The sequence below is a fragment of the Sphingomonas sp. GW821-FHT03E12 genome, from assembly GCF_059420685.1.
In genome coordinates this window covers 697,560-722,152 of sequence record NZ_JBWKUF010000003.1, presented here as the reverse complement: position 1 = coordinate 722,152, position 24,593 = coordinate 697,560, and the positions used below count along the sequence as shown (strand labels likewise).

Sequence of the window (24,593 nt, the reverse complement as noted above, 5' to 3'; positions counted from 1 at the left end):
TGCGCGCGCCGCGCCGGGTCGATGTTGTGCGGTGGGCGTCAGGCCTTTGTCGGGCCCTTGGCGCTGCCGGCGAGCAGTTCGAGCGCACGGTCGAGCTTGCTGCTCATTTCCGTCAGCTTCGCGTCGACCTCGGCCTGCACACCCGCGAGGTTGGCCTTGAGCTTTTCCTCGACTTCCGCGAGGTTGGATCTGAGCTCGGCTTCGGTCACCTGCTCGTCGTCCTCGACCGTACTCGCGACGGCCTTGCCGACGTTCAGTTCGACAAGGGTGTTTTCGGGCACGAGGTCGGTGTCGCTTTTCGGTGGCGACTGGCGCAGCACATGACCAATCGCATCGCCGGTCGCCTGGTTGTAGGTCACCTGCCATCGCAGTCTGGCTGCTTCCAGCTTCTTGATTGCTTCCTCCTCCGAATCGCCAAGGACGCCGGGCACTTTCGCCAGCGCAGGCCCGACCTCGCCTGACGGCGGGGACGGGACCTTGCCCGAGGCTCGGTGAGTCTCGACCGCGACGATGGCAGGCGCCAGCGCCAGCGGTCCTTCGATCACGAGCGCCGCGGCGGTCATCGCGATACTGTCTTCAGGCGAAAGACCGCCTTCCCGGCAGACCACGCTCGCGGCGAGCGGCATGAGAAAATCCATCTGAGCCTCCTCTTGCTCGCATCGTCAGGGCGTGGTTCCGAAGGCGTTGCTGGCGTACAGCAGCGCTCCGATCGCCACGAGATTGTTGTTGTTGCCGAGGATGCCGCCACCGCTCGTGCCGCTGGCGGTCGAACCGCCACCCATCAGGTCGGAGCCGACGAGGTGAAGCAACGGCGCAACCTGGCCGATCTTCGTCCCAGGCTTGGCGATCAGCGGGATCAGCGCGGACAGCGTCTGCGTGGTCTTGAGATCGCTGCGCAGCTTGTCGACTTGCTTGCGCGTCGCCGCCTGGAAGCGGTCCTGGTCTGCGATCGCAGTCCGTACGCGGCCGTCGAGCGTCTTGATCCCGGTGGCGTTGGCGCGGACCTCGACCCGGACGCGGGCAAGTGCCGCTTCGAGCTGGGCCTGGGTTACCGCGCCGCTCGCACCGCCACCGCCCGGCCGCGGCCGAAAGGTATTGCCGCCACGGGCCGTCGGCACCGGGCGGGCCGGAGCGCGCCGGCCGCGCCGCCGCGATTCGAGGCTTTCACCTTCGCTCTCGCTGTCGCTCCAGTCGAAGACGCTGTCGGGCCAGCTTTCGCTGTCGACATTCTCGAACTCGATCGTGTCATAGTCGTAGCTCATCGTCATGCTCCCATCGTGGAGGTAGTTGGCATCGTTGGTGCGGCGGGCCATGGCGCGCGGCGCGCCGAGCGCCGCAACGCGGTGCGCACGCGCTCGACCGCCGGCATCACATAGCGGGCGAACTCGGCGGCCTCGGGCGCGCGTGCGCCGGGCCGGCCCGCGCCGTGGCAGGTGTCGCACAACAGATCGTCGCCGAAACAGGCGGGGCAGGCGCCCAGCGCAGCCGCGAGATCCTCAAGGCGCTGGCTGCACGCCGCGCGCTCCTCGAACAGACGTCTCGCGGTTGCGGAGAGCTCGGCGACGGCCTCGGCCTGTTCCTCGCGGACTTCGGCCATCAGCTCCTCGCGAAGCGCCGCATTGGCATCCTCGCCCTGGTCGTCGATCAGCTTCATGATCATGTCGATCTGGGGCGCGCCGTCGCCGCCGCCGGTGAGCGCGGCGAGCATCGCCTTGCGCGGATCGCCCGATCCGCCGCGCACCGCATCGAGCAGTGCCATCGTCGGTGCGGCGGCGGGGCCGTCCTCCGCGATTTCGACGGGCGCATCGAGAAGATCCGTGTCACCAGACATGGCGCGCCTCCGTTTCGAGCGCGAATTCGATCGCTTCGGCATCGGCGAGATCGAGCGCGTCATAGAATTCGCTGTCGGCGTCGAGATACTCGCCCTCGCCCTCGCCCTCGCCCTCGTAACCGTCGGCGTCGCCGGGCCAGGCTTCATATTCGATCGTCTCGATCAGCCGCTCGGCCTGCGCCTCGTTCATCATGTCCCACAATCGCGCGGCGCGATCCCCGGCACTGGCCGGATCGCCGTAGAAGCTGCCTTCGCCATCGGACATGAAGGCAAGGGCCTCGCCTTCATCCTCGCCTTGCCGGGGCGGGGTGGCGCCGGCGGCCTGCTGCGCAAGATGGCCCAGCAGCTGGGCGAACGCGCCGGTGGGGACGGGCGTCTGTTGCGGACCCATGGGGATGCTCGGGCGGCCCATGGGACCGAGCCGCAGCGCCGCGAGGGCCTGCTGGGTTTCGGGACGCCGCAACGCGCTCATCAGCTGGCCGGGGCCGCTTCCGCCGCCGAACAGCTGTCCCAGCGCTCCCGCCGCCTGCGGCGACCGCAGCAACCCGGTGATCTGCGACATCGCGCCGCCGCCCGCTCCGCCGCCAAGCGCGCCCATGGCGGCCTGGCCGACTTGCCCCGCGATCTGACCGAAATTGGGCCGGCCACGGCCGCCGGCGAGGCTGCCGAGCCCGCTGACCGCCGACCCGATCGCGCCGCCGGCGCGGCCCAGCGGGGAGAATTGCCCCGCGAGCTGGGTCACGCCGGTCAGCGCCTGACCGGCCTGGCGCACCGGGCCGGAGCCGAAACGGCTCATTCCGGCGCCTACGCCGCCCATCGCTGCGCCGCCGATGATCCCAGGCAACCCTGCCATCGATCCCGACATCGCGCCTTGGATGACGCCGCCGCCGATATGCGCGACCGCCGGGGCAGCGCGCTGGGCGAAGCGGCCGACGTCACGCGCGGCGGAGGAGAATGCCCGGCCGATCCCGTCGAACACGCCTTCAAGATCCGCGTCCATCGCCTCGGCAAAGCCTTCGCCGAACGCGGTATCCACCTGCTCGCGCAGGGCATATCCCGGCAGCCCCGCCAGCGATGGATCGACGACCTCGCGCAGGTAGCGCAGATCATATGCCTGGTCGCCGTGCATCGTCATCGCTCTGCTCCAAGGAAAGATTGCTCAGATACGGGGGCTGTCCGCCGGAGGTGCGTCGTCGCGAAGCGCGCGCTCGAGCAGCGCCGACAGTTCGGCCATCGACTGGAATGCGCCGATGACGGGGCCACCCAGCTGCGTGAGGGTTCCGCGCATCGGTCCGCGTTGGCCGCTGCGCGGTTCGAACCAGATGCGCAGGACGAAGGTTCGTGCGCGCTGCGAAGTCGGGCCGCTGTCGTCGCCGTGCAAGTCATCGCCTGGTTCCATGCGCTGTTCCGGCCCGGATTTTCCCGAGTCGGACACGTCGTCGCATGGGGCATTCACCGCACCATCACCGGTGCATCACGTCGCCATCTCCGCTTGCGATGCCTCGATCGCGAGGTCGATCGACCCAATGGTCTCGACCAGTGTCGCCCGGGTCGCGACCAGTGCCGTGAAGGCGGCACTGCCCGTCTCGATCGCGGGCAGGGGAGCCGGTGAGCCCGCCAGCCGGCGGGCCACAGCGCGCGTTTCCGGCATCGGATCGACCGACAGTTCGCGCTCGAGGATTTCGGCGCACAGGCGATACTGGCGGAGCGCCAGCGCGCGATTGCCCGTCGCCGCATAGGCCTCCATCAACAGCCGGTGGCCATCCTCGCGCAGCGGTTCGATTCCGCAGAGCAGGCGTGCGGGTGCGACCACCGCTTCCCAATTGCCATCTTCGGCTTCGAGCGTCGCCAATGCGTGCAGCGCGTCGAGCCGCAGGCACGCCAGCCGCTCGCGTTCGAGCAGCGCCCATTCGGCAAACATGTCGCTGAGGAACTCACCGCGATAGAGCCGCAGTCCGGTCCGCAGCAGCTTGGCACGCGCCGGCCGCGGGATCGCGCTGCGCGGCTCGAGCGCGCGGGTGACGCGCAACGCAAATGCCTCCGCATCGATCCAGAGATGCGGCGTCAGCCGCAGGCTGTCGTCTTCGGCCTCGACCGGGGCCCCCTCGCGCCGCAGCGCCCGCTTGAAGCGCCACAGGGCGGTTGCCAGGCAATGCCGTGCGCCCTCGTCGTCCTTGTCCGGCCATAATGCAGCTGCGATCTGTCCGCGATGGGCGCGATAGCCGGGCTGGCAGAGAAGCAGTCCGATCAGCGGCCAGACCGATGCGGGAAGCTCGCATTTGCCTGAACCGCTGAACAGGAGGGACGCATGTCCCAGCACGGAAATCGACCAGTTTGGCAACGCGCGCACTCCTCTGGATGTGGCCTGGTGTGGCGCGTTCGGCGGACCGTCTCAAAAGAGGTCGTCTGTCGGACCGATGCTATCCAAACCAGTTCCGGTTCTGCATCATTTCGATACAGGTGCGACCAAAAGAAGCTTGCTGTGCAGAGACTTATCATGGCGCTGTTCGGGCCTGCAAGGCCGAACATGGTCCATGGTGGTTAGTCTGGTCTCAACCAAAACGGACATTTCGGGCGCTGCTTCAGCTCAAGGCGCGGCGGGGTTGCTGTCCGCGCTATCCAGAGCGCCGGGGCGTCAGGCGATCGCTTCGTTTGAACGCTGGCCGGCAAATTCGGACGCGATCACGGCCACCAAGATGGCGACGACAAGGGCGCTCGCCGCGGTGCCGAGCCCTTCCCAGCCCCAGATGCTGACGATCGCGCCGCCGACCGGCGGACCGATCAAGGCTCCGCCTGCGCCGAACTGGGTAACGAGGCCATTGGCTGTGGCGATCCGGGGGTCTTCCGGGCTGGTGGCGCCAGCCAGCAACGGCAGTCGTGCAAAGACGAGGGGTGGCACGAGGCCGCTTACCGCGACTGCAAGGACCGAAACGGTTCCGATCCGCAGCAGGTCGGCGCTCGCATCGCCATAGAGCAAGAGGACGAGGGGCACGGTCGGGATCAGTGCCAGGGTCGAGAAGGATAGGGTGCGGCGCATGCCCAGATCGCCTTCGCGCATGAGCCACATGGCAGCCGCGGCGCCCGGCAATACGGCGAGGGACGCGATCCCGGCGACGATGGCAGCCTGTCCCATGGTTGCACCGCATCGCTCGATCAGAAAGCTGGGCAGCAGCATCGTCACGGCACTGATGAACACCGTGTAGAGGCCAAAGCCGAAGGTCGAAATCCATGCTGCGGCAGCGGGGAACCGGATCCGTGCCGGGGGGATGCCGGCCAGCGGCAGACGCATTGCGACCGGCACCGCGGCTGCGATCATCACCGCCCAGAGCAGCATCACGCCGCTCATCCCCAACATACCGGCGGCAAGCCCTGTAATCGCGCCGCCCACCGCAATGCCCACGGGCACGAATGTGCTCCACAGGGCCAGCGCGCGAGGCCGCAGCGTGTTGTCGGCAGTTGCGGCGATCGCGGTCGGTGCGGCGATGACGACAAGGACATAGCCGATGCCTTCGACGGCGCGCGCCAGAAACAGCAGGAACGGCGTGGCCGCAAACGCCTGCATCAGGCTTGCGGCGGACAGGATCAGGAGACCGGAAAGCAGAAAGCTGCGCATCCCGAAGCGGGCGAGCGCGAGTCCGGAAACCAGCCCGAACACGGCGCCGCCGACCTCCATCAGTGAAATCAGCCAGCCGAGTTGAGGCAGCGACAGCCCGAACCCGGTTCGCAGGATCGGCGCAATGACGGACATCTTGGCGAACTGTGCCGCCGCAAGAATACCGAGCAGCCAGAGTGCGAGAATGGGAAACCAGGAACGATGCATGCGCCGCCGCTAGTCGAGCGCGGGTGGTCCGGCCACGTAAAAGATATACGCGCCTAGGCGATGGTCGTGACGATGCGCCCTGTGCGGCCGTCGGCAAGCGGGATGGTTTCCCATAACAAGGTGCCGGGCAACACCGTCACGACGTCGCTGCCATTATGGCCCGTCTCGAACTGCAGCCGCTGAAACGGGCGTTCAAACCAGCCGTGGTTCTGGAGACTGTCCTGCGCGACCACGATCTCCGGGCTCGCAAAGCGCCAGAGGGATTCGCCGATGAACGCTTCCGCACCGCCGCTCCACGAACAGGTCCGGCCCGGTGAGGCTGAGAGCAGACGATGGGTCGCATCGCAGACCAGGTGGACCGGCAGCGTCGATGTCTCGATCAACCGCTTCAGCGTGGCATCGGCATCGTTGCTGGCGTTGGCGGCAATGATCTCGAGAATGCGCTCGCGTTGATGCGACTCGGGCTCATGGACGCCGCTCTCCCAGCGTGAAACCGCAGCCTGGGAGACGGAGAGAAGCTCGGCAACATGCCCCTGCTTGATCCCGTTCAATCGGCGGAAGCGGCGGAGCGCCCTTCCCAGAGGCAGATCAAGCGGCATACCGGCGTCATAGCCGGACCTCCCGGCCCGTCCAATGCTTCGCTATCCCTATTCTCCGCCGCTCGCCCGCTAACGATCCGGGCATGGCATTGGTCTCGCCTTGCCGCATCCAGCGGCGCAATCGAACAACGACTGTCACATTCATCGCCTAACCGGGCCGCGACTCGCGGTGGATCGCCCCTCGAAAGGGCAACTCGCAGCGGCGTCGCTCCAGCGGGTTTGCGCTCTCCAGGGACAGTTGATGCACGCGATCGATCGGGAACGGACGCGGTGGTTTCTCCGCAACATCCTGCCGCATGAGCAGGCGCTGCGGAACTGGCTTGCGCGCCGCCAGCCGATGGGTCTCGAGGTCGACGACATCATCCAGGAGACCTATGCGATCTTCGCCGATCTGGAGACGGTCGAGGAGATCCGCTTTCCGCGCGCCTATCTGTTCCAGGTGGCGCGATCGGTGATCACCAAGCATGTGCGGCGGGCGCGGGTCGTATCCATCCGCACGATGGATGACCTTGCCGACCTGGATCCCTGCGACGACTATCCCTCGCCCGAACGGATCGCGATCGACCGCGACCAGCTTCGCCGGCTTGCCGAGGCGATCGCGTCGATGCCCGACCGTACGCAGGAGGCGTTCGTGCTGCGGCGGGTCGATGGCCTTTCGCAGCGCGAGATTTCAGCGCGGATGGCGATCTCCGAAAATACCGTCGAAAAGCATATCTCCCGAGGACTTCGTTTTCTCGCCGATTGGTTTGGTCATGGCGGAAATGCTCTGGCAGAAGCCTCTAGGGTAAGAGATTCGGAGAACATGTCCCTAGATGAGCGAGCGAGAATCCAGTCGGTACATTGACGCGACCGCGGCCGACTGGATTGCGCGGCTCGATCGCGAGCCGCTTTCGCAAGAGGAATCGCAGGCGCTAGAGGCGTGGCTGAGCGGAGATGTCCGGCGGCGCGGAGCGTTGCTGCGTGCGGGCGCCTTGTCACTCCAGAGCGAGTCAGCCCAGGCGCTCGGTCCGGACTTCGATGCTGCGCAGTTCGCGCTTGTGGAACCGCCGAAGCCATCGCCGCAGGTGCCGGTGACGCGGCGCAGGATGCTCGCCTGGACGGGAGCAGGGGGATTGGCCGCCGCGTCGCTCGCCCTGCTCGTCGTCGGTGTGCGGCCGGCCGAGGCGATCACCACCGGGCTCGGCGAAGTGCGGCTGGTCACGCTTGACGATGGGTCGACGATCATCCTGAACACCCAGAGCAGCATGCGGGTGCGCTACAGCGACAATATCCGGCGCGTCGAACTCCTCTATGGCGAGGCCTATTTCACTGTCGTGCAGGACGGGAAGCGACCGTTTGTCGTCGATCTGGCCGGGCATCCGCTTCGGGCGGCGCGAGGAACGTTCCGCGTGCGCAAGCTCGAGAACAAGCCCATCGACATCCTGGTCGATCAGGGCGCGGTTTCGCTGGGAGAGGCGGGGACATCGGGTGCGGTTCTTATGCCGGCGCAGACCCGCCTGACCTTGCCGGACGTTGGTCCGGTGCCCGCGCCGGAGCCAATCTCCACGGACCTCGTTTCACGCGCATTGGCCTGGCGGGAGGGGCGGATCGCATTCGAAGGCGAGCCGCTGAGCGAAGCCGCCGCCGAGTTTGCGCGGTACAGCAAGACCCGGATCGAGATCCGAGATCCCGCGCTGGCGCAGGAACCGATCACCGGATTGTTCGCCGCGAGCGATCCGGTCGGGTTCAGCCGTGCGGTGGCAAGCGCGCTCGACGCGCGGGTCGAGCAGCAGGGCGCTACGGTCATTCTCGCCCGCCGCTAGGGCATCCCTAATTTTTTCGCGAAGCGGATGGCGGCAAATGCCGTGCCGCGGCTCTCAAGCCCCGAACCGCGCGGCGATTGCCGCGAGCAACAGGGGCAAGACATGTTCATCCGAAATTCGATCCTGTCAGGGACGGCGATCGCCGCCGTCGTCGCCGCGACGCCAGCCGCCGCGCAGGAGCGCAGCTTCGACCTTCCGGCGCAGCCCGCGGTCAAGGCGATCCCGGCGTTCGCGCGTCAGGCCCAGCTCCAGATCGTCGCCTCGGCGCGCGATCTTGCAGGGGTACGTACGCCCGCGATCAAGGGGCGGATGGACGCGCGCGCCGCGCTGCGCCGCCTGATCGCCGGTACGCCGCTGGAGATCGCGAGCGACGACGGGCAGGTTGTGACGCTGCGCTCCGCCCGCGCTCCCGCTTCGCCGCAATCGGGACGGACGATCGGGCAAAGCGTGCTTGCCGGGCGCGTGCTCAACACCGCGACCGGCGAATATGTGCGCAACGCCGAGATCCGGGTCGAGGGCACGACGATCGTCGCCTATTCGGACGAGGGTGGCAATTTCCGCCTGACCGGGCTTCCTGCCGGGCAGGTAACCATTGTCGTGCGCTATACCGGTCTCCAGGAAACGCGGGCGACCGCCAATGTCGGGCCGGGGCAGGTCGCGACGCTGCAGGTGGCGCTCGAGGCGCAGTCCTTTGCCGCCGACGGCGGCGGCGAGGTGGAGTCGGTGACGATTACCGCCGCGCGCGACGGCCAAGCCGCCGCGATCATGGAGCGCCGCGCCGCGATGAACGCGAAGACGGTGGTCGCTGCCGACAATTATGGCGGCCTCACCATGGGCGATGTCGGCGAGTTCATGAAGAACATGCCGGGCCTGTCGCTCGACTATACCGAGGTGGACGCGACCGCGGTGCGCATCGGCGGTCTCGATCCCAAATACTCGACCTTCACCACCGACGGCGCGCGTATGGCGACGGCGACGTCGAACAACAATAACGGCCGCCAGAATTCGTTCGAGCAGATGTCGATCACCGGCATCGAATCGATCGAGCTCAACAACACGCTCACCGCGAGCATGGACGCGGACGCTCCGGGCGGCAGCATCAACCTGCGCAGCAAATATGCGTTCCAGCGCAAGGGGCGTCAGCTGCGCTTCCAGCTCGGCGGGGTAGGCACGTCGGACTCCGGCCTGTCGCCGGCCTATTTCCCCGACGACAAGAAGCATGCGCGCATCTATCCGTCGGGGCAGATCGGCTTTGCCGACGTGTTCCTCGACGGCCGTCTCGGCGTCGCGTTCAACGCCAGCTACAACGCCAACTATGTCCAGCAGGACCGGATCCAGACCGACTGGTCCTACCTGCCCGACGGGCGGGTGATGCCCTATCAGGTAATGTGGCGCCCGGGCCCCAAATTCACCAGCCGCACCGCCGCCAACCTCGCGCTCGACTACAAGATCACCGACGATCTCGCCTTCTCGCTGCGCAGTTCCTATTCCTACTACGACGTCGAATATTTCAATCAATATACCTTCCTGATCTTCGGCACGACCACCCGGTCCTACGCTACGCCGGACTCGACGCCGACGCACATCGTGGTCAATCCCAGCGGCACCAACACGCGGCTGCACACGCAATATTCGCATCGCTATGCCGGTACGCCGGCTTATCTGGTCGCGCCGAAGCTGGAATATCGCGGCGATACCTTCGAGGCGACGTTGCGCGGCAGCTACTCGCGATCGGAGTTCAACTTCCGCGACAACAGCAAGGGCTTCTTCCAGCGCACCGACAGCTATCTGACGCGCATCGGTTTCACGCTCGATCGCGCGTCGGAGGATTCGAATGCCTGGACGCTGGCACAGACCGCGGGGCGGCCATGGGGTGACCCGCGCAGCTTCAATCGCGACGACGATATCGGCAACAACATCCGCACGTCCGAGTCCGATGCGGTGAACGAGATGTTCGGCGTCAATCTCGACCTCAAGGAGAAGTTCGAGATCGGCGGGGTGCCGATGACTCTGATGACGGGCGCCGCGGTACGCACCAATGACTGGCGCACCAATGAGGGTTCCTTCGACCAGTTCCAATATGTCGGCCCGACCGGCGACCTGACGCAGAAGGCACCCGAGGCGGTGATCCCCTGGACCCAATATTACAAGTTCCAGATCCACGGCTTCGACGCGGGCAACATGAACGCGCAGGGATGGCGTGCGGACAACAATTATGCGGTCTACGACATCTACAAGGAGCATCCCGAATATTTCGTGCCCGACACGCTGGGCAATCTGAAGCGCGAGCTCGACAACAACAAGCGCGTCAAGGAAGACATCTACGCTGGCTATCTCGAGCTCCAGGCGCGTGCGGGCCGTGCCTCGTTCGATCTCGGCGTCCGGTATGAGCGGACCAAGACCGGTGCCCGTATCGCCAATATTCGTCCGCTCTCCGAAGTGGCGGCGGCGGGTTATCCGGTCAGTGCGACTGCCGCCACAACGGTCCCCGGGCTGCTCTACCAGTATAATGGCGGCACCTATTCGACGCGGCGCGGCGATTATGACGACTGGTTCCTCAGCGGCGGCGTGAAGTACGACTTCACCGACAAGCTGGTGGCACAGGTCTCGTTCAGCCAGTCGATCCTGCGACCCGACTACGGCAATCTCGGCGGTGTCGTGTCGGTCAACGACGACACGATGATCGTCAACGTGCCCAACCCGATGCTCAAGCCCGAGCATTCGACCAAATATTTCGCACGGCTTCAGTATTTCCTCGAGCCATCGGGCATCGTCGCGATTTCCGCGTACAAGCTCGACATCAAGGACATGCAGATCACCGGAATCACGGTGAACCCGGAGGATGTCGGATACGACCCGAACGAATATGCCGGCTACACCTTCCGCAGCGCGCAGAACGCGCCGGGGACCAGCAGCAATAATGGCCTGATCCTCGAATATGATCAGCAGCTGACCTTCCTGCCCGGTGCGTTGAAGGGGCTGGGTCTGCGCGGATCGTTCACGCTGGTCGATCCCGACGGCGTGCGCCAGAACCTGCCCGAGCGCGCCGCCAACTGGGGTCTGCGCTACAGCCGTGGCCCGTTCGACTTCCAGCTGACCGGCAACTGGCAGTCGAGCTACCGCATCAGCGCGCTCGGCAACACGCCGACCACCGCGAACAACGGCATCCTCTACCGCGCCGAGCGCGAGCTGTGGAACATCAGCGCGAGCTACAAGGTCACGAAGAATTTCGAGGTGATGCTGGCCGGCCGCAACATCTTCAATGCGCCCGACATCATCTACTCGAACGAGCGCAGCCGGGTGCAGCAGTACAGCATCTACGGATCGATGTGGAACATCGGGATCAAGGGCACCTTCTGAAGTCCCCTCCTGCGGCTGCGCCTGGCGCAGCCGCCTTTCTTTCATCTGTTGATTGCGGAGCAGATCATGGTCCTGAACATCGATCGCCGGCAGCTGGTTCTTGGCGGCGGGCTGGGGCTGGGCGCGTTGCTGTTGCCTGCGGGGCGCGGCCTTGCCGCGGAACTGGGCGGCGCGCGCGGTTTCACTCACAATGTAGCAAGCGGCGAGCCAGGGCAGGATACGATGCTGCTCTGGACGCGCTACGTCCCCGCGGATGGCGAGAGCATCGTGCGCCTCGACGCCGAAGTGGCGCTCGACCAGGAATTCACGCGTAAAGTCTCGGGCGGCAGCGTCCGTACCGGTGCGTATCGCGACTGGACCGCGAAGATCACGGTCGACGGCCTGAAACCCGGCACGGTCTATTGGTATCGCTTCGTCGGACCGGATGGCAGCAAGTCGCCCGTCGGACGGACCAAGACGCTGCCTGAGGGCAATGCGTCGCGCTTCGGACTCGGCGTCTTCTCCTGCTCGAACCTGCCCAATGGCTGGTTCAATGCCTATGGCCATGCTGCCGCGCGCGACGATCTCGACCTGTGGCTGCACGTCGGCGACTATGTCTATGAATATGGCAACGCATCCTATGCCGGGAAGGCGCTCCCCGGGCGGGTGCTTCAGCCCGATCACGAGATGATCGCGCTGGCCGATTACCGGCTGCGTTTCGCCTGCTACCGCGCCGATCCCGACCTTCAGCGGCTGCACCAGATGGCGCCGATGGTCGCGCTGTGGGACGATCATGAATCGGCCAATGACAGCTATGAATATGGCGCGCAGAACCACCAGCCCGCCAAGGAGGGTGAGTGGAATCCGCGCCGTGCCGCCGCGATGCAGGCCTATCGCGAATGGCTTCCGATCAGCGACGAGCCGTGGAAGGCCTATCCGATCGGCACGCTCGCGACGCTTTACCGTACCGAATCCCGTCTGCTCGCGCGCACCAGGCCGGCCGATCTCGACGCTGCGTTCAAGGCGGCGGACCCCGATGCCGCGCTGAGTGCGTTCCGCGACGGGGTGTGGCAGGATCCTTCGGCGACGATGCTGGGATCTACGCAGGAAAGCTGGCTGGCGCACGAATTCAGGGCCAATGTGCGAACCAGCGCATGGCAGCTGGTGGGCATGGCCACGATTATCGGACGGACGCTGATGCCTGAGGCGGCGGTCGACTGGCTCAAGCCGGACGCGACGCCAGGCGCGGTCGCCAAGTTCCGTAACCATATCCGCGCCGCGAAGCAGGGCGTGCCGATGTGGATGGATCGGTGGGACGGTTATCCCGCGGCGCGCGCGCGGCTGCTGCGCGCGGCACAGCGTGCGGATGCGGACCTGGTGATGCTGTCGGGCGACAGCCACAATGCCTGGGCCTATTCGCTGGTCGAGGACGGGAAACCCGCGGGTGTCGATCTGGCCGGGCAGGCGGTCACTTCGGGCGGGATGGAGGGCAGCATGGGCGCCGACCCGCGCATTGTCGCGCAGGGCTTTGTCGCTGCCAATCCCGAACTCAAATGGGCGGATACCAGCCGTCGCGGCTATCTGATGGTCGAGGTGACGCCGCAGCGTGTGACCGGTGAGTGGCAGTTCCTGCGGACGATCACGGAACGCTCGACCCAGCTTTCGGGAACGCACCGCATGCATGTCGAGCGCGGCCGGAAGGCGTTGGCGTGATGAAGGCCACCCTGTTCCTTCTCGCGGCTGCGATCGCGCCGGCGGCGGTCGCCCGCCCTGTGGATCAGCCGCTGCCCGCTACACATCGCAGCGGGCCCTGGGCGTCGGGGCATGTGCAAGGGATCGCGGTCGACCGGAAGGGCGGCTACATCTATTATTCCTTCACCAACCTGCTCGCCAAATACGACCTTAGCGGCAAGTTGATCGGGACATTGGTGGGGTGGACCGGACATCTGGGCGATCTCGATTTCAACCCTGCCGATGGCCGCGTTTACGGCTCGCTCGAATACAAGAAGGACAAGGCCTTCTACATCGCGGTGATCGATGTCGCGCGGATCGACCGTGTCGGGATCGAGGCGGGGGACGGCGACATTCTGCGCGCTGTCTATTTGTCCGAGGTCGCAAAGGACTATGCCGCCGACGTCAATGGCGACGGCCGGTTCGACGGGGATGATGGCCAGTTCCGCGACAACGCTGCAGCCTCGCCCGATCATCGCTATGGCTGCTCGGGAATCGATGGTGTTTCGTTCGGTCCTGCGTTCGGGCGTAGCGACGGGCCGCTGCTGCTGACGGTCGCCTACGGTATCTATGGCAACACTGCGCGCACCGATAACGATCATCAGGTGCTGCTTCAGTACGACATCGCGGACTGGGCGCGTTATGCCAAGCCGCTGGTCGAGCGTTTGCCGCATCGCAGCGGTCCAGCCGCCGTGCACGGCAAATATTTCGTCCGCACCGGTAACACGACCTATGGCGTGCAGAATCTTGCCTATGACGCGGCTTCACGACGCTGGTTCATGGGGGTCTATCCCGGCAAGAAGCCGACGTTCCCCAATTATCTGCTGTTTGCGGTCGATGCCGATACGCAACCGGTACGCGGTGACCTGCTGGGCGTGCCGGCTCCGGACGGCAAGGGGTGGGAGCAAGGCAAGGTGCTCGCGCTTGCCGATGCAGGCCTCGGGGATCCTTCCACCGGAATTCGGGGTTGGCACCAAAAAGCCGATGTCGGCTTGCAGCCGGTGGGGGACGGGTTGTTCTATCTTGCCACCAACTCCGGCAACAAGGGCGCCCAGAGCGCAGATATGGCGCTGATGCGCTGGGGTGTGGAGGGCTTCACGCCGCTTTCAGGTGCGCGCCGCTGAAGCGCGCTTGGCGTGCGGGCGATAGATGGAGAGCCCACAAGGTCCGGGCTATGAAGGGAGAAGATCACCTGCTTCCACCTTCATTCTGACCTGCTAGCTTTGCGGACTTGCGCGGCAGGCCGAAAGCGGCAGGAACGGGTTGCATGGAAACGACCGAGAATGGCTGGCGGTTCGAGCGGGTCGATCCGGCCGGCGGGCATGAGCCGGTGGTTCGTCCGCTGGCCCGCGAAGCGGTCGTCGCGATGGAATTCAACGGCGTTGGCTATGCCACACTCATGGCTACGCCGGCCGATCTGGACGACCTTGCGCGGGGATTTGCGCTGAGCGAGCGTCTGATCGATCGCGCCGGCGATATCGTCGATCTGGAGGTTCATCCGGTCGAACTCGGGTTCATTGTTCGCATTACGCTTGCCGCGCATCTGTCCGATCGGATTTTCGAGCGGGTGCGGCACCGCACAACCGATTCATCCTGCGGCCTGTGCGGAATCGAGAACATCGAGCAGGCGATGCATCCGCTGCCGCAAATCCCGCGGCGCTGGGCCGGAGCGGCCAGTGCGGTCTTTGCCGCGGCCGCGAAGCTCGAGTCACACCAGCCGCTCAACCGGGCAACGGGGGGCGTCCACGCTGCGGCGCGGTGCGCGTTCGACGGGACGATCCTGTCGGTGCGCGAGGATGTCGGCCGGCACAACGCCTTCGACAAGCTGATCGGGGCGATGTTGGCCGAGGGCGCGGAATGGGATGCCGGCTTTGCGCTGCTGTCGTCACGATGCTCGTACGAGCTGGTGGAAAAGGCCGCGATCTCCGGATGCCCGATGCTGGCGACGATCTCCGCGCCGAGCGATCTTGCGGTCCGGCGGGCACAGGAAGCAGGCTTGGCGCTGAACGTCCTCGTCCGGCCCGATGCGCTGCTGGCGGTGTGCGCATGATCCTCGGCGCGGTCCTTGCCGGAGGCCAATCCTCGCGCTTCGGAAGCGACAAGGCGATGGCGCTGCTCGAAGGGCGCGCGCTGATCGATCATGTCATCCTGACGCTTTCGCGGGAAGTCGACAGCGTGATCGTCTGTGGCCGGACCCATCCGGGCCTGACTGGGGTGCCCGACCGGCCGCGCCCGGGACTCGGACCGCTTGGCGGTATCAATGCGGCGCTCCGCCATGCCGCAGACAATGGATATGCGAAGGTGCTGACTGCGCCGTGCGATACGCCCAGGATCGGTCCGGACCTGCTCGCTGCCCTGCTTGCCGCGCCGGCACCGGTCTTTCTGTCCTCGCTGCCCGTGCTGGGGTGCTGGCCGAGCGTCCTTGCGGACCAGCTCGACGCCTATCTCGATCAAGCCAGTGATCGTTCGATCCGGCGCTGGTCACGCGCCATCGGCGCTACAGCGATCGATCACGCTGCGCCGGTGAACATCAATGCGCGGGAAGATTGGGATCTGCTCGACGGCTCCCGCTGAGCGCTGCCTATTCGCCGCAAAGTCCCGTCAGCACGCGGCGCGACGGCGCGAAGAACACCGTGCCGGTCTTCGCCGTCGAAAAGTCGAGCAGCCGGTCGTAGCTGCCTGGCGGGTCGCCCACGAACATCCGTTCCAGCATCTTCTCGATCACCCACAGGCGTCTGGAATAGCCGATGAAATAAGTACCGAACTCGCCGCGTCCGGGGCTGCCGAAGGGCATGTTGTCGCGCAGGATGTCGAGTTCCTCGCCATTCTCGTCCTCGATCGTGGCGAGCGACTTGTGCGACTTGCGCGGGGCGTCGTCATCGTCGATCTCGACATTGTCGATCTTGGTGCGGCCGACGATCGCTTCCTGCTCGTCCGCCGGCACCGCATTCCATGCCGCAAGGTCGTGCAGATACTTCTGCACAACCACATAGCTGCCACCCGCAAAGTCGGGATCCTCGTCCCCGACCAAAGTGGCGGACGGGATATCGTTGCCGGCGGGATTTGCGGTGCCATCGACGAAGCCGAGCAGATCGCGTGCATCGAAATAGCGAAATCCCGATACCTCATCGACGACACGCACGGCATCGCCCAGCGCCGAAAGCAGTAACCGTTCGAACTCGAAGCAGAGATCGGCGCGCTCGGCACGGATGTGGAACAGGATGTCGCCGGGCGTTGCGGGCGCGGCGTGCACCGGGCCCTGTACCGGCTTGAACGGGTGAAGTTCGGCCGGAAGCGGCGAAGCGCCCAGCCGTTTCCACAGGTCGTGGCCGATGCCGACGACGCAGGACAGCCGCCCGGACAGGTCGCGGAACCCTACCGTCTTGATCAGGTCGTCAATCGCCGCGAGCTGCCCGCGCACCGTCGCCAGCGCGGCTTCCCCCTGTTCGACCTCGACAACCAGAAACACCGCCGCGCTCGATAGTGGCGCTTCGACACTCTGCGCATCGATCGGAACGCGCTCCCACGTCTGTCCGGTCATGATCTGCGGTTACTCCCCCATTGCCAGCGTTGTTACAGCTTTGGACGCAGTCACGCAGTGACGACCCTGACCGGGATCGACTTTGCGGCGGGCGTTCCGCTGATTTCGTCGTAATAGTCGAGCGGGAGGAGGGGGTTCAGCTCGGGATAATAGCCCGCCACCGCGCCGCGCGACATCGGATAGTCGATCACCGTCAGCCCTTCGACGCGGCGTGTGATCCCGTCCTTCGCGATCGTTTCCAATGTGATGCGCGCGCGCGCTTCAAGCCCGCGCGCCTCCCGATCCTCGGCGCACATGAACAATATCATGCGATCATTGTACACGCCGCGATAGCGGTCATTGTAGCTGTAGATGGTGGTGTTGAACTGGTCGTGCGAGCGCACCGTCGCCAGCCGCAGCATCGCCGGATCATCGACCACGTCATTCACTTCGAGGCCCGGCAGCGGCAGGAAATTGGCCTTGCCGTTCGGGGTCGGCCACACGCGACGGCGCGGCGGAATGTCGAGGTGGAACCCCCTGGGGTTCTCGATGTGCGCCGAAAAACCGGTGTAGATCGCGGGATAGACCTCAGCGATCTTGTCGCGGATCGAGCCATAGTCCGCGATGTAGCTTGCCCAGGGCACCTTGCTGTCCGGCAGCGTCGCCATCGCCATGCGGCAGACGATCTCCACCTCGGGCAGCAAGTCGGGGCTGGCCGGTGCGAGCACGCCGCGTGACGCGGTGACGTTGGACATCGAATCCTCGATGGTCACGAACTGCTCGCCCGCGGCCGTTTCGATCCGTTCGGATCGCGCGATCACAGGCAGCAGCAGCGCTTCCTTGCCATGGATCAGATGTCCACGATTGAGCTTGGTCGTGATCGCGACGGTCAGGTCGAGCTTGCGCATCGCCGCATAGGAACGATCGGTGTCGGGGATCGCGCGAACGAAGTTGCCGCCGAGCGCGATGAACACCTTTGCCGTGCCGCGATGCATTGCCTCGACGGCTTCGACGGTATGGTGGCCATGTTCGCGCGGCGGTTCGAAGCCGAAGACGTCGCGGACGCGGTCGAGATAGTCCTGCGACGGCTTTTCGTCGATGCCGACGGTGCGGTCGCCCTGGACGTTGGAATGGCCGCGGATCGGCGAGATGCCCGCACCCGGCTTGCCGAAATTGCCGCGCAGCAACAGCAGGTTAGCGATCTGGCGGACAAGCTTCGATCCCTCACGATGCTGGGTGATGCCCATGCCGTAGCAGATGATCGTCGCTTTCGAGCGAATGTAGATCTCCGCGCAGCGCCGGATCTGTGCTTCCTCGATGCCGGAAACGCGGACGATGTCTGCCCAGTCGAGCGAGACGACCTCGTCGCGGATCGCCTCCATCCCGACCGTGTGCTCACGCAGGAAGTCATGATCGAGGACGGTTTCGCCCGCCGCCTCACGCTCGAACATGACCTTCATCATGCCCTTGATCAGCGCGAGGTCGCCGCCGATCCGGATGTGCACGAACTCGCTTGCGATCGGCGTCGAGCCGAAGGTCGCCATCTGGACGATGTCCTGCGGCTCGGTGAAGCGGATCAGCGCGCGTTCGGGCATCGGGTTGACCGCGACGATCGGCACCCCGCGTTTGCGCGCCTCGACCAGATTGGTCATCATCCGCGGCGAGTTGGTGCCGGTATTCTGCCCGATCACGAAGATCGCCTCGGCATGCTCGAAATCATCGAGCACCACGGTGCCCTTGCCCACGCCGATCGCCGGGGGCAGGCCACGGCTGGTCGGCTCGTGGCACATGTTCGAGCAGTCGGGGAAATTGTTGGTCCCGAATTCCCGCACGAAGATCGAATAGAGGAACGCCGCCTCGTTGGGCGTCCGGCCCGAGGTGTAGAATTCGGCGTGGTCGGGGCTGTCGAGCGCGCGCAGATGCCGGCCGATCGTCGCGAAGGCATCGTCCCAACTGATCGGGACATAGCGGTCGCTCGCCGCGTCGTAGCGCATCGGTTCGGTCAGCCGGCCCTGCATCTCAAGCCAATAGTCGGATTGCGCGTTGAGCTCGGTCACGCTGTGCTGCGCGAAGAAGTCGCGGGTCACGCGGAACTTGGTCGCCTCATGGGCCAGCGCCTTGGCGCCGTTCTCGCAAAACTCCAGCTTCTTCGTGCAGTCGGCGTCCGGGAAGGCGCAGCTGGGACATTTGAAGCCGCCCGGCTGGTTCATCGCCAGCAGCGCGCGCGATCCCTTGGTCACCACGCTTTGTTCGAGCAATACCTTGGCGGTCGCCGCGGCCGCCCCCCATCCGCCCGCAGGGCTTTTATAGGGTGCGTATCTCGCTTTACCGTCTGCCACGATCCGACTCCATCAAGGCGGTCTCATCGTCGCATCAATCGCGGTTCGCAGCAATCTGGACCGGTCGGGGAGCCGCTAATCCTGACAGGTGGAGTGGCGGGCCGGGCAGGCAGCAACAGGCCGCGCCCGTCCCTGGTGTCATCCCCCTGTCAATGCGGCGTGAAATTCGATCCCGGCCGCGATCAGGGCGCGTCGTACCTCGGCATCGGCTGCCTCTGCCTCGACCAGGCTGCGTTCGGCGTCGATCTGGTCAAGGCGGCTGGCGGTGCCGTGATCGAATTGGGCAGTGACAAGCTGCAGACGTGCGCGCGCGTAGCTGACGGCAGCTGCTGCAGGTGCCTGACGGTCCCGCGCGGAGAGCAACGCTGCCAATGCCGTTGCAAGTCCGCGATGAGCCTCGACTCCGGCCTTCAAATACAGTGCCTCGGCCTCGGCGGTTTCGGCCGCCGCGCGATCCGCGCGTGCGCGTGACCGGCCTCCGTCGAAGACCGCCCCTTCGAGCCGGACGCCGGGAACGAGGGCGAAGCCGGGGTTCGAGAGAAAGCGCGACAGCGAGCTGTTGCCGCCTTGCCCGCCGAGACTGAGCACGATCCGCGGTCGCGCGTTGCGGATTTCACCCAGACGTCGCGCGTCGGCGGCCGCGAGGCGCTCGGCGGCGGCCCTGACCTCGGGCCGGGCGTCGAGCTGGTCGAGCGCCACCGTCGCGGGGGTATAGGGCAGGAGGGCGTGGAGCCCGCTTGGCGCATCGAATCCACCCGCCGGTGCCAGCCCGGCAAGTGCGAGCAGGCGCAAACGGGTAGCCTCGCGGTCGTTCATGGCGGCCAGGCGTTCGTCGGCAAGCCGGGCGAGCGCGGTCTCGCGTACCAGCACCGCATCGCGCGCGGCATAGCCGGCGGCGATCCGCCGGTGCGCAAGCGCGAGGCCTTCGCGTTCCATCGCCTGCTGCCGGGCAATGCGGACCAGCCGGTCGTCGGCGGCAACGAGCGCAAGCCAGTTGCGCGCGAGTTCCGCCGCCAGCACCGCTCGGGCCGCATCCACATCGTGGCTGGCCGCTCTGGCGTCGGCGCGCGCCGCATTGACCGCGGCATTCACCGCACCCGAGAGGTCGGGCGTCCAGCTCAGGCTCAGCCCTGCATCGACACCGCGAGCCTGGCGATCCGGGCCGGCGAGCGAGCCCTGCCATCCGGCCGTGGCGTCGATCGTCGGCAATCTTCCCCCGCGCGCAACCCGTATGGCGGCGTCGCTCGCTGCGGCCCGGGCGAGGGCGGCCTTGATGTCGAGCGACCCCAGATCGGCACGATCGAGAAAGGCGGTGAAGGCGGGATCGCCAAGATCGTACGACCAGTTGCGGGGCGTTTCAGCCTTGAGATCGGCGACGCGGACGATCCGCCCGGCTCCCGTGGCGTCGGGGAAGCTGGCGCAGGCGGGCAGGGTGAGGAGCATCCCCAGTATCGCGAGGTTCGCGTGGCGGCTCATTTGAGCACCTGAACCTGGACCCGCTGCCCGATGCGCAGCGCCTGGCTGCCGCGAACGCTCACGACCATCTCGATCACGCGCGTGTCCTGGCGTTCGTTGGGATCGTCGCTGGCGAGCTTGCGCGCGCCGAACACCTCGCCCAGCCGCGAAACCTGGCCGGCAAAGGCCTGTTTGCCGTCATAATCCATCAGGATCCGCGCCTTCTGACCGGGACGGACGCTGCTCACGAACTGCTCGTCCAGCTCGGCGCGAACGATGCGATCGGTTTCGGGGGCCAGCAGGAACAGCTCGGTCACGTTGAAGGTTGAGGCACCGTCGCCCGGCTTAGCGGAACGCCGGACGATCCGTCCGTCGAGCGGCGCGCGGATGCGCCGCGCTTCGATCTCGAACAATTCGCGCCGCAGCTTCTCTCGCGCCACCCCGATCGCGGCGGCGGCCGTTGCGAGCTCACCGCGCTGAACGCGTGCCTCGTCGCGTGCCTTGTCGGCATCCTGCACGGGAACCGCACTGGTCGCTGCAAGACCGGCAAGCCGCCTTGCCTCCCGATCCGCCGCCAGCGACCGTGCCTGTGTGATGGTCTGGCGCGCCTTCGCCTCGGCAAGGTCGGCGCGCGCCTGTGCGACGCTCAGCTCAGCCAGGCGCGTGTCGAGCTGCGCGAGCAACTGTCCCTTCTTCACGCGATCGCCTTCCTCGACGAACACCGCCTGGATCAGGCCTTCGCGCTGGGCGGCAAGGCGGATCACGCCGCCTTCGACGTCGATCTTGCCCTTGGCGATCGCAACGAAGTCGCGCGGCGCCGCGGTCGCTGTGGGGAAGTCTGCAGGGTCTCCGCAACCGCTGAGCACGGCTGCGGAAAGAAGCAGGAGGCCGAAGCCGGGCAAGGTAGAACGGATAGGCATGATCAATGAGACTCGCGTTGAACAGCGGATTGGGGATCGGGGCGCTCGTCGCCGATGATCCGGCCATCCTCCATTCGGATGATCCGGTCCGCGAAGCCGAGCAGGCGGGGGTCGTGGGTGACGCACAGGACCGCGGCGCCCTGATTGTGGGCGATGTCGCGCAGCAGTGCGATCACGGCATGGCCATTGTGGGAATCGAGCGCGCTGGTCGGTTCGTCGGCGAACAGGATGCGCGGTTGCTTGGCGAGCGCGCGTGCGATTGCGACACGCTGTTTCTCGCCGCCCGACAGCTCGAACGGCCGAAGCTTCATGCGCGGGCCAAGCCCTACAGCCTCCAGTGCGGCGCGCGCGCGTTCCACCGCTGCGGCCGGCTTCACCTTCATGCACTGGAGCACATAGGCGACCTGCTCTTCGGCGGTGAGCGCGTTGAAGAGGTTGAAACCCTGAAAGACGAACCCGGTATTCGCCAGCCGGAACGCATCGCGCGCGCTGGCCTTCATCTGCGAGAGGGGCTGGTCCAGCGTATGGACCTCGCCCTGGTCGGGCGGGGTCAGTCCCGAGAGGATCGCGAGCAATGTGCTCTTGCCGCAGCCCGACGGGCCTACGACCAGCGTCAGTTCGCCGGGCATGATCGAAACGCTGACGCCGAACAGGATCTGGGTGCGGACCTGACCTACCGTGTAGGATTTGCTGATGGCGTGCGCGTCGATTGCGGCCGCCGCATTCTGTGCAGTCATGGCATTCACCTGAGCAAGGCGGCCGGATCGGCCTTGGAGAGCTGGCTGAGGGCGGCGAAGCCCGAGAGGATCGCGACGCAGAGCACGAGCGCGCCGCATGCGATGTTGATCGGCACCGAGACCGCGACCGGGATGTGAGCCAGCTGGGCGAGCCACAGGATGAGGGCCGAAACGGCGCCCGCGATGACGAGGCCGACGATCCCGACCCACAGCGCCTGCTGCAGCACGACGCCACGCAGGTGGCTGCCGGGTGCGCCGAGCGCGCGCAGCGTCGCGAATTCGCGGATCGACGCGGCGACTGCGGCCATCAGCGTCTGGCTGGTGATGACGATCGCCACGATGACCGCGACAAGCGAGGAGAGGCCGAAGGCGGTACCCATGCCGGACTCGAACAGCCAGTAGTTGGTCGAGCGGTCGCCGAACTCCTTCGCGGTCCACGCCTGATACCGGGCGTTCGCTCCCTTCGGCGAGAGCGCGTCCTTGACCACGGCCGGATCGGCACCGGCGCGCAGCTTGACCAGATAATAAGCGACGTCGTCCGAGAACTGGAGGCTGGGGTCGAGATGGCGCGCGGTGCTGAGCGAGGAGATGACGTTGATGCTGCCGATGCCGCGCAACCCCTCGGTAAAGCCGGCGACATGGACCTTCTTGCCGTTGATCTCGGCGTTGGACCCGATCGACACGCCCAGCTTTTCGCGGTCGGCGATGTCGACCAGTACGGCGCCCGGGATCGTCAGCTTGTCGCGCAGCTCCGGCGAAACCGCGTGCGCAAAGGTGAGCGATCCGGGGCGGGGGTCGATGCCGGCAAGGACGACGCTGACGTCACCGGCGCCGGGGCGTGATCGCCAGACGCCGCCGGCCCAGGAAAAGGGCTCGGTCCGGTCGACATCGGGATGCATCCGCACGAAGGATTCGGTGCGGTTGGAAATATAGCGTCCCTGATCGACGCTGGGCGTGCCGGGAAAACCGACCCAGAGTTCAGCGTCGGATTTCTCGATATAGACGGCGACCGTGGCGAAGATGCCGACGGCGAGCGCCGCCTGGATCACCAGCAGGATGCCGGAAAAGGCGATCGCGAAGATTGCCGGAGCAAAGCGGCGCCATTCGTGCACGATGGATTTGCGGGCCAGAGAGATCATGGCCGGGCTGATGACGGGCGATCATGGAGCGATGCCCCGCACAATGTGGAGGCGATGTCGAGACCGGCTCAGCAGGGCAGGCGGACCTCGAAACAGGCACCGCCGCCGTCGCGCGGGGTTGCGCAAGCGCGTCCGCCATGCGCCTCGGCGATGGCCTTCACCACGGCAAGGCCCAGCCCGGTACCGCCGGAATCCCGCGATCTGGAATCGTCTGCGCGCCAGAAGCGCTGGAACAGGCGTTCGGCATCGCCCGCAGCGATGCCGGGGCCGCGGTCGAGCACACGCAGAAACACCCCGTTCCGGTCGGAGCCCGTCTCGACCCTGACAACGGCGCCCGATGCGGCATAGCGCCGCGCATTGTCGAGCAAAGCGAGCAGGATCTGGCGCAGGCGCGCGCCGTCGGCGGCCAGGCGCACCGGCTTCAGATCGCGTTCGGCGACGATGCCGGCATTGGCCAGCTCGGGGGAGAAGGCGTCGATCGTCTGGCCCGCCTCTGCGGCGAGGTCGATCATCGTCGGGCGCATCACCAGCCGCCCGGACATGGCGAGACTGAGCGTCCGCAGATCCTCGATGATCTGGGCGAGCGCATTGGTCTGAAAGATCAGGCCCTCGATCCCCTTCGCGTCGGGTTCGAACACGCCGTCCGCCATCCCCTGCAGGCGACCGCGCAATACGGTCAGCGGTGTGCGGAGCTCATGCGCGATCGCTGCGATGCTCTCGCGCATCTCGCGCTCGGAGCGCTCCATCTCGCGCGCCATCATGTTGAAGTCGGCGATCATCTGATGCGTCTCGCCCGCGCCGTGCCCGGTCGCGGTTACCCGGACGGTCCGGTCTCCCGCAGCTACCCGCCGGGCAGCCGCGGCGACCCTGTGCACCGGATCGCTGATCCGCGCCGCGAGCCAGCGCCCGACGACGATGCCGACGAGCAGGGCGAAGCCTGCGAGCACGATCAACGCGACCAGCTCGCGCAGCTCGAAGCCGGCTTCCCACCCCTGATAGGCCTTCAGGAGTGATTCCAGATCCGACTGCGCTGGCAACCGGTTCAGCTCGACCATGTCATAGGCGAGCACCGCGCTGGGAGACAGCGAGTTGCGGAACTGGTTGTACGACCAGAAATAGAAGGCGAGCATGCCGCCGAGCATCACGACGACGGTGACGACGGTGACGACGGTCATTGCAGCTGTGAGCTGGGTGGCCAGCCGGGCGCGGCGCTTGCGATGCCGCGCCCGCCCGATCATGCCACCCAATCCGGCAAGGCTGGTCGGGCTGGGCCGGCCGGTCCGGTGCGCAGGCACCTCTGCGTCAATCGTCATCGGGTCTATGGCCTTCCATTCATGGGTCGAAGTCCCTCTGTATCGGCT

Annotated in this window: 22 protein-coding genes; 7 read left to right on the top strand and 15 right to left on the bottom strand. The window is 66.2% G+C overall.

What is annotated here, in order from left to right; translation table 11 throughout:
* Nucleotides 1–38 precede the first annotated feature (38 nt).
* The 8 genes from AC07TU_RS13150 to AC07TU_RS13115 all read right to left on the bottom strand — a co-directional run bounded on the left by AC07TU_RS13150 (nucleotide 39) and on the right by AC07TU_RS13115 (nucleotide 6,250).
* Entirely contained in the window at nucleotides 39–638 is a 600-nt protein-coding gene (locus AC07TU_RS13150; RefSeq protein ID WP_495188343.1) for a PASTA domain-containing protein, read from the bottom strand.
* Between the two features lie 24 nt (nucleotides 639–662).
* On the bottom strand, nucleotides 663–1,262 hold the full coding sequence (locus tag AC07TU_RS13145; RefSeq protein WP_495188342.1) for a hypothetical protein: 600 nt from the start codon (nucleotides 1,260–1,262) through the stop codon (nucleotides 663–665).
* Between the two features lie 2 nt (nucleotides 1,263–1,264).
* Complete coding sequence (locus tag AC07TU_RS13140; RefSeq protein WP_495188341.1) at nucleotides 1,265–1,831, bottom strand: hypothetical protein; 567 nt, start codon at nucleotides 1,829–1,831, stop codon at nucleotides 1,265–1,267.
* On the bottom strand, nucleotides 1,821–2,966 hold the full coding sequence (locus tag AC07TU_RS13135) for a hypothetical protein (protein WP_495188340.1): 1,146 nt from the start codon (nucleotides 2,964–2,966) through the stop codon (nucleotides 1,821–1,823). Before AC07TU_RS13135 ends, AC07TU_RS13140 begins: the two co-directional genes overlap by 11 nt.
* A 24-nt stretch (nucleotides 2,967–2,990) precedes the next feature.
* The gene (locus tag AC07TU_RS13130) at nucleotides 2,991–3,230 is read right to left on the bottom strand and encodes a hypothetical protein (protein ID WP_495188339.1); all 240 of its coding nucleotides are present in this window, start codon (nucleotides 3,228–3,230) and stop codon (nucleotides 2,991–2,993) included.
* A 75-nt stretch (nucleotides 3,231–3,305) separates the two neighbouring features.
* On the bottom strand, nucleotides 3,306–4,172 hold the full coding sequence (locus tag AC07TU_RS13125) for an AfsR/SARP family transcriptional regulator (RefSeq protein ID WP_495188338.1): 867 nt from the start codon (nucleotides 4,170–4,172) through the stop codon (nucleotides 3,306–3,308).
* A gap of 294 nt (nucleotides 4,173–4,466) precedes the next feature.
* Nucleotides 4,467–5,651, bottom strand: coding sequence for an MFS transporter (locus AC07TU_RS13120; protein WP_495188337.1), 1,185 nt, complete (start codon nucleotides 5,649–5,651; stop codon nucleotides 4,467–4,469).
* 53 nt (nucleotides 5,652–5,704) lie between these two features.
* Nucleotides 5,705–6,250 (bottom strand): helix-turn-helix domain-containing protein, encoded by a 546-nt coding sequence (locus AC07TU_RS13115; protein WP_495188336.1) that lies wholly within the window; start codon nucleotides 6,248–6,250, stop codon nucleotides 5,705–5,707.
* A gap of 100 nt (nucleotides 6,251–6,350) precedes the next feature.
* On the opposite strand from AC07TU_RS13115, the gene AC07TU_RS13110 reads away from it, so the two are divergent.
* From AC07TU_RS13110 to AC07TU_RS13080, 7 genes are all read left to right on the top strand, one after another.
* The gene (locus AC07TU_RS13110; RefSeq protein WP_495188335.1) at nucleotides 6,351–7,094 is read left to right on the top strand and encodes an RNA polymerase sigma factor; all 744 of its coding nucleotides are present in this window, start codon (nucleotides 6,351–6,353) and stop codon (nucleotides 7,092–7,094) included.
* On the top strand, nucleotides 7,063–8,052 hold the full coding sequence (locus tag AC07TU_RS13105; RefSeq protein ID WP_495188334.1) for a FecR family protein: 990 nt from the start codon (nucleotides 7,063–7,065) through the stop codon (nucleotides 8,050–8,052). Before AC07TU_RS13110 ends, AC07TU_RS13105 begins: the two co-directional genes overlap by 32 nt.
* A 102-nt stretch (nucleotides 8,053–8,154) precedes the next feature.
* Nucleotides 8,155–11,412, top strand: a complete 3,258-nt coding sequence (locus AC07TU_RS13100) for a TonB-dependent receptor domain-containing protein (protein WP_495188333.1) — start codon at nucleotides 8,155–8,157, stop codon at nucleotides 11,410–11,412.
* A 66-nt stretch (nucleotides 11,413–11,478) separates the two neighbouring features.
* Nucleotides 11,479–13,104: an alkaline phosphatase D family protein gene (locus AC07TU_RS13095; RefSeq protein ID WP_495188332.1), complete on the top strand. Its 1,626-nt coding sequence runs from the start codon at nucleotides 11,479–11,481 to the stop codon at nucleotides 13,102–13,104.
* Nucleotides 13,104–14,246 (top strand): hypothetical protein, encoded by a 1,143-nt coding sequence (locus tag AC07TU_RS13090; protein ID WP_495188331.1) that lies wholly within the window; start codon nucleotides 13,104–13,106, stop codon nucleotides 14,244–14,246. Before AC07TU_RS13095 ends, AC07TU_RS13090 begins: the two co-directional genes overlap by 1 nt.
* Nucleotides 14,247–14,389: 143 nt before the next feature.
* Nucleotides 14,390–15,172, top strand: a complete 783-nt coding sequence (fdhD, locus tag AC07TU_RS13085; protein WP_495188330.1) for a formate dehydrogenase accessory sulfurtransferase FdhD — start codon at nucleotides 14,390–14,392, stop codon at nucleotides 15,170–15,172.
* Nucleotides 15,169–15,696, top strand: coding sequence for a molybdenum cofactor guanylyltransferase (locus tag AC07TU_RS13080; RefSeq protein WP_495188329.1), 528 nt, complete (start codon nucleotides 15,169–15,171; stop codon nucleotides 15,694–15,696). Before fdhD ends, AC07TU_RS13080 begins: the two co-directional genes overlap by 4 nt.
* Nucleotides 15,697–15,703: 7 nt before the next feature.
* Here AC07TU_RS13080 and AC07TU_RS13075 read toward each other — a convergent pair whose 3' ends face one another.
* From AC07TU_RS13075 to AC07TU_RS13045, 7 genes are all read right to left on the bottom strand, one after another.
* Nucleotides 15,704–16,663, bottom strand: a complete 960-nt coding sequence (locus tag AC07TU_RS13075; protein ID WP_495188328.1) for a Dyp-type peroxidase — start codon at nucleotides 16,661–16,663, stop codon at nucleotides 15,704–15,706.
* Nucleotides 16,664–16,713: 50 nt separating this feature from the next.
* A complete protein-coding gene (locus AC07TU_RS13070; RefSeq protein WP_495188327.1) occupies nucleotides 16,714–18,981 on the bottom strand; it encodes an FdhF/YdeP family oxidoreductase in 2,268 nt (755 codons plus the stop codon).
* A gap of 138 nt (nucleotides 18,982–19,119) precedes the next feature.
* Nucleotides 19,120–20,457 carry a TolC family protein gene (locus AC07TU_RS13065; protein ID WP_495188326.1) on the bottom strand — a complete coding sequence of 446 codons (1,338 nt, stop codon included), beginning with the start codon at nucleotides 20,455–20,457 and terminating at the stop codon, nucleotides 19,120–19,122.
* The gene (locus AC07TU_RS13060; RefSeq protein WP_495188325.1) at nucleotides 20,454–21,356 is read right to left on the bottom strand and encodes an efflux RND transporter periplasmic adaptor subunit; all 903 of its coding nucleotides are present in this window, start codon (nucleotides 21,354–21,356) and stop codon (nucleotides 20,454–20,456) included. Before AC07TU_RS13060 ends, AC07TU_RS13065 begins: the two co-directional genes overlap by 4 nt.
* Before the next feature lie 2 nt (nucleotides 21,357–21,358).
* Nucleotides 21,359–22,093: an ABC transporter ATP-binding protein gene (locus AC07TU_RS13055; protein ID WP_495188324.1), complete on the bottom strand. Its 735-nt coding sequence runs from the start codon at nucleotides 22,091–22,093 to the stop codon at nucleotides 21,359–21,361.
* Between the two features lie 5 nt (nucleotides 22,094–22,098).
* Nucleotides 22,099–23,232, bottom strand: a complete 1,134-nt coding sequence (locus tag AC07TU_RS13050; protein WP_495188323.1) for an ABC transporter permease — start codon at nucleotides 23,230–23,232, stop codon at nucleotides 22,099–22,101.
* Nucleotides 23,233–23,300: 68 nt separating this feature from the next.
* Complete coding sequence (locus tag AC07TU_RS13045; protein WP_495188322.1) at nucleotides 23,301–24,545, bottom strand: sensor histidine kinase; 1,245 nt, start codon at nucleotides 24,543–24,545, stop codon at nucleotides 23,301–23,303.
* Nucleotides 24,546–24,593: the final 48 nt, after the last annotated feature.

Excerpts from the sequence above, each read along its gene's own strand:
- AC07TU_RS13150 (WP_495188343.1), bottom strand. The coding sequence starts at position 638 with ATGGATTTTCTCATGCCGCTCGCCGCGAGCGTGGTCTGCCGGGAAGGC.
- AC07TU_RS13145 (WP_495188342.1), bottom strand. The coding sequence starts at position 1,262 with ATGAGCTACGACTATGACACGATCGAGTTCGAGAATGTCGACAGCGAA.
- AC07TU_RS13140 (WP_495188341.1), bottom strand. The coding sequence starts at position 1,831 with ATGTCTGGTGACACGGATCTTCTCGATGCGCCCGTCGAAATCGCGGAG.
- AC07TU_RS13135 (WP_495188340.1), bottom strand. The coding sequence starts at position 2,966 with ATGACGATGCACGGCGACCAGGCATATGATCTGCGCTACCTGCGCGAG.
- AC07TU_RS13130 (WP_495188339.1), bottom strand. The coding sequence starts at position 3,230 with ATGGAACCAGGCGATGACTTGCACGGCGACGACAGCGGCCCGACTTCG.
- AC07TU_RS13120 (WP_495188337.1), bottom strand. The coding sequence starts at position 5,651 with ATGCATCGTTCCTGGTTTCCCATTCTCGCACTCTGGCTGCTCGGTATT.
- AC07TU_RS13115 (WP_495188336.1), bottom strand. The coding sequence starts at position 6,250 with ATGCCGCTTGATCTGCCTCTGGGAAGGGCGCTCCGCCGCTTCCGCCGA.
- AC07TU_RS13105 (WP_495188334.1), top strand. The coding sequence starts at position 7,063 with ATGAGCGAGCGAGAATCCAGTCGGTACATTGACGCGACCGCGGCCGAC.
- AC07TU_RS13100 (WP_495188333.1), top strand. The coding sequence starts at position 8,155 with ATGTTCATCCGAAATTCGATCCTGTCAGGGACGGCGATCGCCGCCGTC.
- AC07TU_RS13095 (WP_495188332.1), top strand. The coding sequence starts at position 11,479 with ATGGTCCTGAACATCGATCGCCGGCAGCTGGTTCTTGGCGGCGGGCTG.
- AC07TU_RS13090 (WP_495188331.1), top strand. The coding sequence starts at position 13,104 with ATGAAGGCCACCCTGTTCCTTCTCGCGGCTGCGATCGCGCCGGCGGCG.
- fdhD (WP_495188330.1), top strand. The coding sequence starts at position 14,390 with ATGGAAACGACCGAGAATGGCTGGCGGTTCGAGCGGGTCGATCCGGCC.
- AC07TU_RS13080 (WP_495188329.1), top strand. The coding sequence starts at position 15,169 with ATGATCCTCGGCGCGGTCCTTGCCGGAGGCCAATCCTCGCGCTTCGGA.
- AC07TU_RS13075 (WP_495188328.1), bottom strand. The coding sequence starts at position 16,663 with ATGACCGGACAGACGTGGGAGCGCGTTCCGATCGATGCGCAGAGTGTC.
- AC07TU_RS13065 (WP_495188326.1), bottom strand. The coding sequence starts at position 20,457 with ATGAGCCGCCACGCGAACCTCGCGATACTGGGGATGCTCCTCACCCTG.
- AC07TU_RS13060 (WP_495188325.1), bottom strand. The coding sequence starts at position 21,356 with ATGCCTATCCGTTCTACCTTGCCCGGCTTCGGCCTCCTGCTTCTTTCC.
- AC07TU_RS13055 (WP_495188324.1), bottom strand. The coding sequence starts at position 22,093 with ATGACTGCACAGAATGCGGCGGCCGCAATCGACGCGCACGCCATCAGC.
- AC07TU_RS13050 (WP_495188323.1), bottom strand. The coding sequence starts at position 23,232 with ATGATCTCTCTGGCCCGCAAATCCATCGTGCACGAATGGCGCCGCTTT.
- AC07TU_RS13045 (WP_495188322.1), bottom strand. The coding sequence starts at position 24,545 with ATGACGATTGACGCAGAGGTGCCTGCGCACCGGACCGGCCGGCCCAGC.